Source organism: Pseudoxanthomonas sp. CF385 (genome assembly GCF_900104255.1).
Taxonomy (GTDB): domain Bacteria; phylum Pseudomonadota; class Gammaproteobacteria; order Xanthomonadales; family Xanthomonadaceae; genus Pseudoxanthomonas_A.
The window spans coordinates 926,502-939,367 of sequence record NZ_FNKZ01000001.1 but is presented as its reverse complement, the minus strand read 5'-3'; the positions used below and the strand labels follow the sequence as shown (position 1 = coordinate 939,367).

Here is a 12,866-nt window from a genome sequence, read left to right as displayed (position 1 = left end):
TGTGACCGGGCTGTCGAACGAAGGGATTCACTAGGGGGACTCTTTGGCAAACACGCGTATTCTTGCAAGCGTGGCGCTGGGTATCGGCGCCCTACTGGCTGGCATCTATCTGGCGGGATATCTGTCCCTGATCTTTCTTGGGCTCGACGGGTCTCAGGTCGGTTGGGACACCTACTTCAACTATCTGAAGCACCTCGACCACCCGCGGGTCCAGCCCTACGCATGGCGCATCAAGTCTGCGGGCTTGGTCGGCGGCGGATTGATGCTGCTGGTGTGGGCTGCGCTTGTGGTGATGATTTTCAAGCTGCGAAGCCATCGCAACCTGCACGGTCGAGCCAGGTTCGCTGGCTTGATGGATCTTGGCAGGAAGGGGTTCCTTGCCGATGGCGATGATGGCGTTGTCGTCGGCCAAATGAACGGGAAGCTGCTTCGCCTGCGCGGGCAGCAATTCGTGATCCTGGCGGCGCCCACCCGATCCGGTAAAGGCGTCGGCATCGTGATCCCGAACCTCCTGGATTACCGGGAATCCGCCGTGGTGCTGGACATCAAGCAGGAGAACTTCGACCTCACCTCCGGCTGGCGGAAGTCGATCGGGCACGAGGTCTACCTGTTCAATCCTTTTGCGGAGGACCGTCGGACGCACCGATGGAATCCGATGACCTATGTCTCGGGCGATCCCGCTTTCCGGGTATCGGACCTGCAAAGCATCGCGGCGATGCTGTACCCCGACGGCGACGACAAGGACAAGTTCTGGGTCAGCCAGGCGCGCAATGCCTTCCTGGCCTTCGCGCTCTTCGTCTTCGAGCGGCATGCGCATGACCGTACGACCGACGCACCCACGCTCGGCACCATCCTGCGGGTGGCATCGGGCGACGGGGGCGAGCTGAAGCCCTACCTCCAGAGGCTCGTGGAAGCGCCGTTCCTCAGCGCCCAGGCGCGCACCGCCTTTTCCGGGTTGCTGTCGCAGGCGGACGTGACCTTCGCGTCGATCATCGGCTCGTTCCGCGAACCCCTGAATCCTTGGCTGAACCCCGTCCTCGACGCGGCTACCAGCGCCGACGATTTCCGTCTCGACGATGTGCGCCGGCGGCGCATGACGATCTATGTCGGCATACAGCCCAACAAGCTCGCGGAAAGCCGGCTGATCGTGAACCTGTTCTTCAGCCAGTTGATCAACGTCAACACCAAGACGCTGCCGCAGAACGACGCATCGCTCAAACATCAATGTTTGCTGCTGATGGATGAGTTCACCGCGATCGGCCGCGTGGACATCATTTCGAAGTCGGTCGCCTACATGGCGGGGTACAACCTCAGGCTGCTGCCGATCATCCAATCGATGGCGCAACTGGATGCGGTGTACGGGAAGGAACTTTCCCGCACCATCATCACCAACCATGCGCTCCAGATCATCTACGCACCCCGCGAGCAGCAGGACGCCAACGATTATTCCGAGATGCTCGGCTACACGACGATCCGGCGACGGGCCCGGACCCGCTCGCATGGCCAGGGACGGAACGTGTCTGACAACGAGGTGCTGGAGAAGCGGGCGCTGATGCTGCCCCAGGAGCTGAAGGCCATGGGGCCCAAGAAGGAAATCATCCTGTACGAGGGCCTGGCGCACCCGATCCTGTGCCGCAAGATCCGGTACTTCGAGGATGCCTACTTCACCCGCCGCTTGCTGCCGAGGGCGGACGTCGAGCCGCTGCGCATATGACGCACGCGGTTCCTGCCGCCAGGGCGGGAATCGGGGTTAGAATCCGCCGGAATTCGCTCGCAGACGTCCAGGAGTTCCGCCCATGCAGTGCCCCAAATGCCATAGCGTGATGGAACTGATCGTGGAACCGGAGGCCAGCGCGCACCGGTGCACCCAGTGCAAAGGGTTGTGGTTCGAGATGATGGCGCACGAGACGTTGAAGCACCGCGCCGAGGAGATCGATACCGGGGACCCGGCTCAGGGCGAGGCATGCAACAAGGTGGACCGCATCAAGTGTCCGGTGTGCATCGGCAGCCGGGACCTCATCCGTATGGTCGATCCCCAGCAGCCCCACATCTGGTTCGAAAGCTGCAAGAACTGCTACGGACGTTTCTACGACGCGGGCGAGTACCAGGACTTCGCCGAGATCGAGTTCGCCGACTTGATCAGGGACTGGAACGCCCCCGAACGTAGCTGATGCGACGGGCGGTCAGCGGTTCGCTGCCCCGCCCCGCTCCTTGCAGCCCCAGTTGAGGATCGGCGTGCCGGGCGGCAGCACCCGCCTGAACATCTCCACGCGCCCCGGCTTCGGATTGACCACGACCGGTGCGCGGGCCGCCTTCAGCAGCGGCAGGTCCGCACTGCTGTCCGAATACGCTACTGCGATCTCGCCGTAGCCGCGCTCGCGCAGCATCCGCATCTTCTCTTCGTTATGGCAGTGGCGCGTGGCCACCACCGCGCCCAGCCGTGGTCCCACGGCGGTACCGATGACGGGCACATCCTCGTGGGCGACGAAGCTGAGGATGGCGCGCGCGAGCTCAGGCGGCGCGCCCGTGGCCACGACGACGCGATCGCCGGTCGCACGATGCTCGCGGAAGACCTCCAGCGCGTGGGGCAGCAGGCGCTGCTGCACCTCGTCGCGGTGCGTGTCCACGTACTGATCGATCAGGGCATCGAAGCTGCGGCGACCGTGCAGGCCGAAGGTGCCGATCCAGATGTACCCGGAAATCCCGCGCCGGCGCGTGGGCAGGAAAGCCACCATGGGGCCCAGGACGATCGACGCGGCGATCGCCACCGCGGCCCGCAGTGGGTTGCGCTTGATCAGCCAGCTGACCAAGTGTCCGCCGGAGTCGCCGTCGTACAGCGTGTGATCGAAATCGAAGACCACGACCGGGGCGTCCGGGCGCGGCGCGGGATAAGGCGTGTCCGTCATGCTGCGAAGAATAGCTGACGCAGCGCCTCGCCGGGTTCTTCCGCCCGCATGAAGGTCTCACCGACCAGGAACGCATTCACGCCAGCAGCCCGCATCTTCGCCACGTCGTCCGGCACGACGATGCCGCTCTCGGTGACCAGCAGGCGGTCTTTGGGCACCGCGTCCTTCATCGCCAGCGTCGTCTCCAGGGTGACTTCGAAGGTGCGCAGGTTGCGGTTGTTGATGCCGACCAGCGGGACCGGCACCTGCAGCGCGCGCTCGAGCTCGTCGATGTCGTGCACTTCCACCAGCACGTCCATGCCGAGTTGCAGCGCCAGGCCGGACAGATCGACCAGCTGGCCGTCGTCCAGTGCGGAGACGATCAGCAGGATGCAGTCGGCGCCCAGCACGCGCGCCTCATACACCTGGTAGGGATCGACGGTGAAGTCCTTGCGCAGTACGGGCAGCGTGCACGCCTCGCGCGCCTGGCGCAGGTAGTCGTCGGCGCCCTGGAAGAAGTCGACGTCCGTGAGCACCGACAGGCAGGCCGCGCCGCCGAACTCGTAACTGACCGCGATGTCGGCGGGCCTGAAATCCGGGCGGATGACGCCCTTGGAGGGGCTGGCCTTCTTCACCTCGGCGATCACCGCCGGGTCGCCCTGCGCGATCATCGCGTTGAGCGCATCGGCGAAGCCGCGCGTGGGCGGCGCATCCTCGGCGCGCGAGCGCAGGTCGGCCAGCGGCACGCGGGCGCTGCGTTCGGCGATCTCGTCCGCCTTGCGGGCGAGGATGGTGGTCAGGATGTCGCTCATGCAGTCCTCAGGCGGGTGCCCGCCTGTGCGGGACCCTCATTTTCGCACTATCCGCGCCGTTCGGCCGCTGCGCGGTCCCAGCCGTAGGCCCGCTCGACCTTGGCGACCCGCAGTTCGAAGTGGTCGTACCAGTCCCGCCGGCCCTGCTCGCGCGCCGCGGTGTGTTCGGCATGCTGCCGCCAGGCGAGGATGGACGCCTCGCTCTCCCAATAGGCCACGGTGATGCCGAAGCCGTCGGCGCCGCGGGTGGACTCCACGCCGAGGAAGCCGGGTTGCTGCTGGGCCAGTTCGACCATGCGTTCGGCCATGGCCCCATAGCCGGCATCGTCCTGCGCGTTGCGCAGCGATGAAAAGATCACCGCGTAGTACGGTGGTTTGGGCAGGCTGGCGAATCCGCTGGCGGCCATGTCAGTGCACTCCCTGTTTTGCCAGCGCCTGGGTCGTGGCGACGAAATGCTGAAGCCGTTCCAGGGCCTTGCCGCTGGCGATCGCTTCGCGCGAGGCGGCGATGCCGGCCTCGATGCTCTCCGCCACGCCGGCCACGTACAGCGCCGCGCCGGCGTTGAGCACGACGATCTCGCGCGCCGGTCCGGGCCGGTTGTCGAGCACGCCCAGCAGCATCGCCTTCGACTCGGCCGCATCGCCTACGCGCAGGTTGCGGCTGGCGGCCATGGCGATGCCGAAGTCCTCCGGGTGCAGTTCGTACTCGCGCACCTGGCCGTCGCGCAGTTCGCCGACGAGCGTGCCTGCACCGAGCGACAGCTCATCCATCCCGTCGCGGCCCCAGACCACGAGCGCACGCTCGGCGCCCAGTTCCTGCAGCACGCGCGCCTGGATGCCGACCAGATCCGGGTGGAAGACGCCCATCAGGATGCTGGGCGCACCGGCAGGATTGGTCAGCGGGCCCAGGATGTTGAAGATGGTGCGCACGCCCATCTCGCGTCGCACCGGGGCGACGACCTTCATGGCGGGATGGTGGACGGGCGCGTACATGAAACCGATGCCGGCCTTTGCGATCGATTGCGCGACCTGGTCGGGCTGCAGCTCGATGTTCACGCCAAGCGCCTCCAGCACGTCGGCGCTACCCGACTTCGACGACACGCTGCGGTTGCCGTGCTTGGCGATCTTGGCGCCTGCGGCGGCCGCCACGAACATCGAACAGGTGGAGATGTTGAACGTGTGGGAGCCGTCGCCCCCCGTTCCGACGATATCGACCAGATGCGCGCGGTCCGGGACGTCGACGGTACGCGAGAACTCGCGCATCACGGTGGCGGCGCCGGCGATCTCGCCGACGGTCTCCTTCTTCACGCGCAACCCGGTCAGGATGGCCGCCGTCATCGTCGGCGACACGTCGCCGCGCATGATCTGGCGCATCAGGTCCACCATCTCGTCGTGGAAGATCTCGCGGTGCTCGATGGTGCGCTGCAGGGCTTCTTGAGGGGTCAGTGGCATGGAGGCTCCGTAGGGTGGGCCTTGGCCCACCGGCGTGACGATGGCGGGCCAAGGCCCGCCCTACGTCATCGTTCGAGAAAGTTCTTCAGCAGGGCGTGCCCATGCTCGGTCAGGATCGACTCCGGGTGGAACTGCACGCCTTCCACCGGGAACTGGCGATGGCGCAGCCCCATGATCTCCTCGAAGCTGCCGTCCTCGTTCTCGGTCCAGGCGGTGACTTCCAGTGCGTCCGGCAGGCTGCTGCGCTCCACCACCAGCGAGTGGTAGCGCGTGGCCTCGTAGGCATCCGGCAACCCGGCAAAGACGCCCTTGCCCTCATGGCGGATGCGCGACGTCTTGCCATGCATGATGCGGCCCGCGCGGATGACGTTGCCGCCGTACGCCTGCCCGAGACTCTGGTGGCCCAGGCACACGCCGAGGATCGGCGTGGTGGCGCCCAGCCGCTCGATGATCTCCAGCGAGACGCCGGCCTCGTTCGGGGTGCATGGGCCAGGCGAAATGACGATGCGCTCGGGCGCGAGCTTCGCGATCTCGTCCACCGTCATCGCATCATTGCGCACCACCTTCACCTCGGCGCCCAGCGACTGCAGGTACTGCACGAGGTTGTAGGTGAAGCTGTCGTAGTTGTCGATCATCAACAGCATCGCTCAGGCTCCTTGTGCCTGCGGGGCGGCCGTCGCGGCCGGACTTGCCGGATAAAGCGAGGAAAAGGTCGCGGCGAACGCTTCGATGTCGGACTCCGGCGTCGCCCACGACGTCATCAGCCGGATCACCGTGCTGCCATCGCCACGCCGCTCCCAGGTTTCGAACTCGACGTACTGCTGCAGGCGCTCGACCACCGCGTCCGGCAGCACCGGGAACACCTGGTTGCTGGGCGAGTCGACGGCCAGCGGCACGCCGGCCTGGTGCAGGATCTCCCGCAACCGGTCGGCCATGGCATTCGCGTGCGTCGCCAGCACGAAGTACAGCCCGTCTTCGAACAGCGCCTCGAACTGCGCGCCGACCGCCATGCCCTTGGCCAGCATTGCGCCGCGCTGCTTGATGATGTGGCGGAAGTCGGCGCGCAGCATGGGGTTCACGATCACCAGGGCTTCGCCCAGCAGCGCGCCGTTCTTGGTGCCGCCGATGTAGAACGCGTCGGCCTCGGTCGACAGCAGCGCCAGATCCACGTCATTGCCCGGCGTCGTCAGCGCTGATGCAAGCCGCGCGCCATCGACGTAGAGCAGCAGGTCGCGGTCGCGGCAGAACACGCCCAGCGCCTGCAGTTCCGCCGCGCTGTAGACTGTACCCCATTCGGTGGAATTGGAGATGTAGACCACTCGCGGCTTCACCATGTGTTCGCCGGCGTGACCGTCCACGCAGGGCCCGACCAGCGCCGGGCTCAGCTTGCCGTCCGGCGTGGCGACCGTCAGCACCTTGTGGCCGCTGGCCTCGATGGCACCGGTTTCGTGCGTGGCGATATGGCCGCTGGCCGGCGCGATCACCGCTTCGTGGGGACGCAGGAATGCGGCCAGGGCAACGAGATTGGTCTGGGTGCCGCCGGCGAGAAAATGGATGTCGGCGTCGCGACCCAGGCGGTCGCGGATCAGCGCGGCAGCGCGGGCGCTGTGGACGTCGAGACCGTAACCGCGATTGACTTCGGCGCTCGCCACGGCCAGGGCCTGCAGCAGGCGCGGATGCGCGCCCTCGCTGTAGTCGTTGCGCAGGCTGATCCTGGCGTTGTCGGTCGCGACCTCCATCACAACCCCTTCGCCGCTTCGGCGACCGCGCGGAACAGGGCGCGGCCCTTGTTCATCGTCTCGTCCCATTCCTTCTCGGGGTCAGAGTCGTAGACGATGCCGGCACCGGCCTGCACGTGCAGTCGGCCGTCCTTGATGACGGCGGTACGGATGGCGATGGCGGTGTCGGCGTCGCCGTGCCAGCCGATGTAGCCGATGCTGCCGGCATAGACATTGCGCTTGATCGGCTCCAGCTCGCGGATCACTTCCAGTGCACGGATCTTCGGCGCGCCGCTGACGGTGCCTGCCGGGAACGTCGCGCGCAGCACGTCGGCGTAGCTCAGGCCGGGCAGCAGTTTGCCCGTGACTTCGCTGACGATGTGCATGACGTGGCTGTAGCGTTCGATGACGAACTGCTCGCCGACCTGCACGGTGCCGGCTTCCGACACGCGACCGGTATCGTTGCGACCCAGATCGATCAGCATCAGGTGCTCGGCGCGCTCCTTGGGATCGGCCAGCAGCTCGGCTTCCAGCGCCAGATCCTCGTCGTGGGTCTTGCCGCGCGGGCGCGTGCCGGCGATCGGGCGGACCGTGACCTCGCCCTGCTCCAGTCGCACGAGGATTTCCGGCGAGGAACCCACCACCTGCACATCCCCGACATCAAGGAAGTACATGTACGGCGACGGATTCAGCGCGCGCAGCGCGCGATAGACGTCCACCGGACGCGCATTGAATGGCACGCTCAGCCGCTGGCTGAGCACCACCTGGAAGATATCGCCGGCGCGGATGTATTCCTTCGACTGCTCGACCGCGGCGATGAAACCGTCGTGGGTGAAACCGGAGACGAAGTGGCTTTCGTCCAGCACGTCGCGGGTGATCGGCGTGGGGTACGAACCGGGCTGGCGCAGCTTGGCGGTCAACGCGTCCAGCCGTGCCTGCGCCGCGTCCCACGCGTCGGGCTCGCGCGGATCGGCGTGCACGATCAGGTAAAGCCGGCCCTTGAGATTGTCGAAGACCGCGACCTCTTCCGACAGCATCAGCAGGATATCGGGCGTGCCGAGTTCATCGGGCTTCTCGCCGGTCGCCAGCCGCGGTTCGATGTAACCGATGCATTCGAAGCCGAACCAGCCGACCAGGCCGCCGGTGAACCCGGGCAGACCTTCGAGCTTCGGCACCCTGTAGGCGGCACGCAGCGCTTCGACTTCGGCGAAAGGGTCGGCGACGTCGCGCGTCTCGACCAGGTCGCCATGGTCGTGGACCTGCAAGGTGTGGCCCCGAAAGGTGGCCACGCGGCGCACGGGCAGGCCGATGATGGAATAGCGGCCGAAACGCTCGCCGCCTTCCACCGACTCGAACAGGTAGGTATGCGGCGCGTCGGCGAGTTTCAGGTAGACCGAAAGCGGCGTGTCCAGGTCGGACAGCACTTCACGGACAACGGGGATGCGGCTGTGGCCTTCAGCAGCGAACTGCTGGAACTGGTCGTGCGAGATCAAGCGGGCTTTCCTTCCGGGACGCGGTGGCGGGGCGGGCGACGGCTACGGGCCACCATCGCCAGCTGCGGCGTGCGGAAAGTTTGGAAAGCGGGCGCGTGGGGTGGGACACCGCTCTACTCTACCCGATGCCCGGCCCCACCGGCCAGCCGGCGCGGACCTACCTCCGCAAGGGGCAATCGGCCGGCAGGTGCATGCGGACCCGGCCCGGCACGCAGTCCACGCGGAAGCGCCGCGACTGCACCGGTTCGCCGTCCAGATTGAGCGTGAACGGCGCCTCGGCGGTCAGTTCCACCGAGGTCAATCGCGTCCGCACGGCCACCCGGTCCAGGGCGGCGTGCTTGCCGTCCTTGACCAGCGTGCCGACGGTCGCGGCGACCTCGCCCGACAGCTCGGGGACGATGGTCAGGTCCAGCTGTCCGTCGTCGACCCACGCGTCCGGGCACAAGGCCTGGCCGCCGCCGGCCTGCCGCCCGTTGCCGAGACCGAGGGCGATGAAATCGCCTTCCCACTCGAACGCCGGGCCACGCACCCGGGCGCGCACGGGTTCGATGCGCCCGAGCTTGGCGATGCCTGTGATCAGGTATGCCAGACCGCCGAGCATCTTTTTCAGGCCCTCATCCGTTTCCACGGTCACCTCGGTGCCGAAGCCGCCGCTGGCCAGGTTCGCGCACCAGTGGGTGCCGTCGTCGGCGTCGATGCGCAGCAGGTCGAGCGGCACGGCGGCCGCGTCGCGAACCAACTGCAGGGCGGGCAGTGGGTCTTCGGGAATGCCGGCCGCCGTGGCGAAATCGTTCGCGGTCCCCATGGGAAGCAGACCCAGCGAGGGCAGCGCCTCGGCGGCTTCATCCCGATGCGCCAGCGTGGTCGCCACTTCGCTCAAAGTGCCGTCGCCGCCGGCCGCGATCACCGTGTCCACGCCATCGGCGATGGCCTCGGCGACATAGCGCTCGGCATCGCCGTCTTCCCAGGTGACGCGCACGTCCAACGCGATGCCCGCCTCGCGCATCGTGCCCACGGCCTCGCGCAGGGCGTCGTCGCCGGCGGATTTTCCATTGAGGATCAGGCGCCAGCGGGGTGCGGACATGGGAGTTTCCTTGGGGATGCGCGAGGATAGCGGGTGCGGGTGTGGGAGCGACGTGAGTCGCGAACATCTTCCCGCCCTTCCCGGTATTGGGATCGCGCTGGCTGGCGGGAAAACTCGCGACTCGCGTCGCTCCCACAAGAGCCCGAGCCGGGGGCGCCGTCATCTTCCCGTCACAGATGATCCGTAACGTGGAAGGCCATAGCAGGGACGACGGGCGGAGGCAGGATCAGCCTCCAATTTTTCCGGGGCGGTGGCGCAGGCCATCGCCCTTCTGCTTTTTCAGGCGCCGCGCGCTTCGGCGACCGCAGCGCGCATGCGCTCGATCACGTCCTTGTAGTCCGGTGCATTGAAGATCGCCGAACCAGCGACGAAGGCGTCCGCACCGGCCGCCGCGATCTGGCCGATGTTGTCGGCCTTCACGCCGCCGTCGATTTCCAGGCGGATGTCCTTGCCGGTCTTGTCGATCATCGCGCGCACCGCGCGCAGCTTGTCCAGCGCCGACGGGATGAACGCCTGGCCGCCGAAGCCCGGGTTCACCGACATCAGCAGCACCAGGTCGAGCTCCGGCAGCACCCAGTCCAGCACCTCCACCGGCGTACCCGGGTTGAGCACCAGGCCGGCCTTGCAACCGAGCGACTTGATCAGCTGGATCGTGCGGTGCACGTGCTTCGACGCTTCCGGGTGGAAGCTGATGATGCTGGCGCCGGCCTCGGCGAAATCCGGCACGATCCGGTCCACCGGCTCCACCATCAGGTGCACGTCGATCGGCGCGGTGACGCCATGCTTGCGCAGTGCGCTGCACACCATCGGGCCGATGGTCAGGTTGGGTACGTAGTGGTTGTCCATCACGTCGAAGTGCACCCAGTCGGCGCCGGCCTTCAGCACGTTGTCGACTTCCTCGCCCAGGCGGGCGAAGTTCGCGGACAGGATGGACGGGGCGATGATGCAGTTCGACATGGAGGGGCTCACTTGCGCTTGCGCAGGGTCTTGATGCGGTCGTAGGCGGCGTTGATCTCGCCGGCTTTCTGTTCGGCCTGGCGGCGCAGGTCGTCTGCGGCGCCGGCCATCTTGTCGGGGTGGTACTGCGAGATCAGCCGGCGATAGGCCTGGTCGACTTCGGCATCGCTGGCGTCGCTGGTCAGGTCGAACACGCGGTACGGGTTGTCGCGGCTGAGCTTGAACCAGTCCTCGTCGAAGGCATGGCCGATGATCAGGCCCACCAGGCCGCCCAACGGATGGCGCATCAGCAGCCAACCGGCCACGAATCCCAGCAGTTTTCCGTACCAGCGCTTCATTCGGCCCGCCTTCTCCGGCAATCGCGCCATTTTACGGCACATACGGGCCCCAAGCGCCGTACACTACGCGGCCCGGTCCGGTACCCGGCCCCGCCACCCGCGGGTAGACGGCCGCCCCGGGGCACGGGCGCACGGCCTGCCGCACGCCCCCACGACGCTGTATGCCTCGCTGGTTTCCGGACTCCCGAAGGAGTGTTTGTGCCCACGACGTTGCTCCAATCCGATCTGCCCGGCCTCACCCTGCGCCACCGCGGCAAGGTCCGCGACGTGTTCGACCTGCCCCGCGACCGCCTGCCTGCCGATGCTCCGGCCGGCGACTGTTTGTTGATGGTGGCCACCGATCGCCTTTCCGCGTTCGACGTGGTGCTGCCCGACCCGATTCCCGGCAAGGGCGAAATGCTCTGCCAGATCTCGAACTTCTGGTTCGCCAAGACGGCGCACCTGATGCCCAACCACCTGACCGGCATCGACGTCGCCTCGGTGCTGCCCGCCGGCGTGGACGCCTCGCTGTACGCCAAGCGCGCGGTGGTGACGAAGAAGCTCAAGCCCGTGCCGGTGGAAGCCATCGCACGCGGCTACCTGATCGGCAGCGGCTGGAAGGATTACCAGCGCACCGGCAAGGTCAGTGGCATCGAACTGCCCGACGGCCTGCGCCAGGCCGAGAAGCTGGCCGAGCCGATCTTCACCCCGTCGACCAAGGCCGCCGTCGGCGACCACGACGAGAACATCGACTTCGACGCCATGGTGAAGACCGTCGGCGCCGAACTGGCCGAGCGCGTGCGCGACGCCACGCTGCGCATCTACCGCTTCGCTGCCGATTTCGCGGCCGAGCGCGGCATCCTGTTGGCCGACACCAAGTTCGAGTTCGGTACGGACGAAGACGGGCGGCTCTACATCATGGACGAGATGCTGACGCCGGATTCCTCGCGCTACTGGCCTGCGGACCAGTACGAGGTCGGCACCAGCCCGCCCAGCTACGACAAGCAGTTCGTGCGCGACTACCTGGAAACGCTGGACTGGAACAAGACCGCGCCCGGCCCGTCGCTGCCGGCCGAAGTCATCGAGCGCACGCGCGCGAAGTACGCCGAAGCGCTGCAGAAGCTCGCCGGCATCCTCGTCGACTGACCTGCATCCCCGCCCTGCATCGCGACGATGCAGGGCAAGCCGGGATTCAGCGTTGCGTGCAGTAGGCTGGCCACCCTGTCATCGGGTGCACGCGCATGAACGCCTACGTCTATCTCGCCCTGGCCATCGCCGCCGAGGTCATCGCCACCAGCGCCCTGAAAGCCTCCGAGGGCTTCACCCGGACGGGCCCGTCGCTGCTGGTCGCCGCCGGTTACGGCGTGGCGTTCTACTTCCTGTCGCTGACCCTCAAGACGGTGCCCGTCGGCGTGGCCTACGCCATCTGGTCGGGCGCGGGCATCGTGCTGATCGCGCTGATCGGCTGGGTGGTGCTGAAGCAGCCGCTGGATCTGCCGGCGATGATCGGGATGGGCCTGATCGTCGCCGGGGTGCTGGTGATCCAGCTGTTCTCCAAAGCCGCGGCGCACTGATTCCTCGACACCTGACCGCCGGCCCGGCATCGCCTGCCGGGCTGGGGTATGCTCCATACCCTGCCGCATTGCCATCCTCGGGAGGGATGCATGAACGCGACCGCGCAACGTCCGGTGGACCGCTGGTTCGCCAGTTACTCCGGCGACCACGTCAACGAGACCAACCAGCTGATCCACGTCTTCGCCGTGCCCATGATCCTGTGGACGGTGGTCGCCCTGCTGTGGTGCATCCCGGTGTTCGGCACCTGGGTGAAGTCCGGCATGTGGGCGGCGCTGGCCATGTTCGGCGCGTGGATGTACTACTACAAGCTGTCGCGCCCGCTGGGCTTCGGCATGCTGGCGATCTTCATCGCGATGGCCTGGCTGACCCGCTGGCTGGAGAGCCTGCTGGGGCTGAAGAACCTGTTCTTCCTCGCGGTGACCGTATTCGTAGTCGCGTGGATCGCCCAGTTCATCGGCCACAAGATCGAAGGCAAGAAGCCGAGTTTCCTGACCGACCTCACCTACCTGCTGATCGGGCCGGTATGGGTGCTCAGCAAGTTCTACCGGAAGATGGGCTGGAAGTACTGAGCCG

General features: G+C 66.8%; 15 protein-coding genes. 5 read left to right on the top strand and 10 right to left on the bottom strand.

Annotated elements, in window-relative coordinates:
• Window positions 1-70 precede the first annotated feature (70 nt).
• Window positions 71-1,714, top strand: coding sequence for a type IV secretory system conjugative DNA transfer family protein (locus BLT45_RS04065; protein WP_254771784.1), 1,644 nt, complete (start codon window positions 71-73; stop codon window positions 1,712-1,714).
• A gap of 82 nt (window positions 1,715-1,796) precedes the next feature.
• Entirely contained in the window at window positions 1,797-2,171 is a 375-nt protein-coding gene (locus BLT45_RS04060) for a zf-TFIIB domain-containing protein (protein WP_093295508.1), read from the top strand.
• Window positions 2,172-2,183: 12 nt separating this feature from the next.
• On the opposite strand, the gene BLT45_RS04055 is transcribed toward BLT45_RS04060, so the two are convergent.
• The 10 genes from BLT45_RS04055 to BLT45_RS04010 all read right to left on the bottom strand — a co-directional run bounded on the left by BLT45_RS04055 (window position 2,184) and on the right by BLT45_RS04010 (window position 10,739).
• Window positions 2,184-2,906: an HAD-IB family phosphatase gene (locus tag BLT45_RS04055; protein WP_093295506.1), complete on the bottom strand. Its 723-nt coding sequence runs from the start codon at window positions 2,904-2,906 to the stop codon at window positions 2,184-2,186.
• Window positions 2,903-3,697 (bottom strand): indole-3-glycerol phosphate synthase TrpC, encoded by a 795-nt coding sequence (trpC, locus tag BLT45_RS04050; RefSeq protein WP_093295504.1) that lies wholly within the window; start codon window positions 3,695-3,697, stop codon window positions 2,903-2,905. The genes BLT45_RS04055 and trpC overlap by 4 nt, the downstream gene beginning before the upstream one ends.
• 47 nt (window positions 3,698-3,744) lie before the next feature.
• A complete protein-coding gene (locus tag BLT45_RS04045; protein WP_093295501.1) occupies window positions 3,745-4,104 on the bottom strand; it encodes an antibiotic biosynthesis monooxygenase family protein in 360 nt (119 codons plus the stop codon).
• A gap of 1 nt (window position 4,105) precedes the next feature.
• Entirely contained in the window at window positions 4,106-5,149 is a 1,044-nt protein-coding gene (gene trpD / locus BLT45_RS04040; protein WP_093295499.1) for an anthranilate phosphoribosyltransferase, read from the bottom strand.
• Between the two features lie 65 nt (window positions 5,150-5,214).
• Window positions 5,215-5,793 carry an anthranilate synthase component II gene (locus tag BLT45_RS04035; protein WP_093295497.1) on the bottom strand — a complete coding sequence of 193 codons (579 nt, stop codon included), beginning with the start codon at window positions 5,791-5,793 and terminating at the stop codon, window positions 5,215-5,217.
• 3 nt (window positions 5,794-5,796) lie between these two features.
• Window positions 5,797-6,888, bottom strand: a complete 1,092-nt coding sequence (locus tag BLT45_RS04030) for a threonine aldolase family protein (RefSeq protein WP_093295495.1) — start codon at window positions 6,886-6,888, stop codon at window positions 5,797-5,799.
• The gene (gene trpE, locus BLT45_RS04025) at window positions 6,888-8,360 is read right to left on the bottom strand and encodes an anthranilate synthase component I (protein ID WP_093295492.1); all 1,473 of its coding nucleotides are present in this window, start codon (window positions 8,358-8,360) and stop codon (window positions 6,888-6,890) included. The genes BLT45_RS04030 and trpE overlap by 1 nt, the downstream gene beginning before the upstream one ends.
• 157 nt (window positions 8,361-8,517) lie before the next feature.
• Complete coding sequence (gene yegS, locus BLT45_RS04020; RefSeq protein ID WP_093295489.1) at window positions 8,518-9,444, bottom strand: lipid kinase YegS; 927 nt, start codon at window positions 9,442-9,444, stop codon at window positions 8,518-8,520.
• 279 nt (window positions 9,445-9,723) lie between these two features.
• Window positions 9,724-10,401, bottom strand: a complete 678-nt coding sequence (gene rpe / locus BLT45_RS04015) for a ribulose-phosphate 3-epimerase (protein WP_093295486.1) — start codon at window positions 10,399-10,401, stop codon at window positions 9,724-9,726.
• Window positions 10,402-10,409: 8 nt separating this feature from the next.
• A complete protein-coding gene (locus BLT45_RS04010) occupies window positions 10,410-10,739 on the bottom strand; it encodes a J domain-containing protein (protein WP_093295482.1) in 330 nt (109 codons plus the stop codon).
• A gap of 198 nt (window positions 10,740-10,937) precedes the next feature.
• Between BLT45_RS04010 and BLT45_RS04005 the strand changes: the two genes are divergently transcribed.
• The 3 genes from BLT45_RS04005 to BLT45_RS03995 all read left to right on the top strand — a co-directional run bounded on the left by BLT45_RS04005 (window position 10,938) and on the right by BLT45_RS03995 (window position 12,862).
• The gene (locus tag BLT45_RS04005; protein WP_175455716.1) at window positions 10,938-11,864 is read left to right on the top strand and encodes a phosphoribosylaminoimidazolesuccinocarboxamide synthase; all 927 of its coding nucleotides are present in this window, start codon (window positions 10,938-10,940) and stop codon (window positions 11,862-11,864) included.
• 95 nt (window positions 11,865-11,959) lie between these two features.
• Window positions 11,960-12,292, top strand: a complete 333-nt coding sequence (locus BLT45_RS04000; protein ID WP_093295475.1) for an SMR family transporter — start codon at window positions 11,960-11,962, stop codon at window positions 12,290-12,292.
• Between the two features lie 90 nt (window positions 12,293-12,382).
• Window positions 12,383-12,862 (top strand): Mpo1 family 2-hydroxy fatty acid dioxygenase, encoded by a 480-nt coding sequence (locus tag BLT45_RS03995; protein WP_093295472.1) that lies wholly within the window; start codon window positions 12,383-12,385, stop codon window positions 12,860-12,862.
• The last annotated feature ends 4 nt before the right edge of the window (window positions 12,863-12,866 follow it).

Bases quoted from the DNA above. Each gene is read 5' to 3' on its own strand.
- rpe (WP_093295486.1), bottom strand. From the start codon at position 10,401: ATGTCGAACTGCATCATCGCCCCGTCCATCCTGTCCGCGAACTTCGCC.
- BLT45_RS04045 (WP_093295501.1), bottom strand. From the start codon at position 4,104: ATGGCCGCCAGCGGATTCGCCAGCCTGCCCAAACCACCGTACTACGCG.
- trpD (WP_093295499.1), bottom strand. From the start codon at position 5,149: ATGCCACTGACCCCTCAAGAAGCCCTGCAGCGCACCATCGAGCACCGC.
- BLT45_RS04035 (WP_093295497.1), bottom strand. From the start codon at position 5,793: ATGCTGTTGATGATCGACAACTACGACAGCTTCACCTACAACCTCGTG.
- trpC (WP_093295504.1), bottom strand. From the start codon at position 3,697: ATGAGCGACATCCTGACCACCATCCTCGCCCGCAAGGCGGACGAGATC.
- BLT45_RS04010 (WP_093295482.1), bottom strand. From the start codon at position 10,739: ATGAAGCGCTGGTACGGAAAACTGCTGGGATTCGTGGCCGGTTGGCTG.
- BLT45_RS03995 (WP_093295472.1), top strand. From the start codon at position 12,383: ATGAACGCGACCGCGCAACGTCCGGTGGACCGCTGGTTCGCCAGTTAC.
- yegS (WP_093295489.1), bottom strand. From the start codon at position 9,444: ATGTCCGCACCCCGCTGGCGCCTGATCCTCAATGGAAAATCCGCCGGC.
- BLT45_RS04030 (WP_093295495.1), bottom strand. From the start codon at position 6,888: ATGGAGGTCGCGACCGACAACGCCAGGATCAGCCTGCGCAACGACTAC.
- BLT45_RS04000 (WP_093295475.1), top strand. From the start codon at position 11,960: ATGAACGCCTACGTCTATCTCGCCCTGGCCATCGCCGCCGAGGTCATC.
- BLT45_RS04055 (WP_093295506.1), bottom strand. From the start codon at position 2,906: ATGACGGACACGCCTTATCCCGCGCCGCGCCCGGACGCCCCGGTCGTG.
- BLT45_RS04060 (WP_093295508.1), top strand. From the start codon at position 1,797: ATGCAGTGCCCCAAATGCCATAGCGTGATGGAACTGATCGTGGAACCG.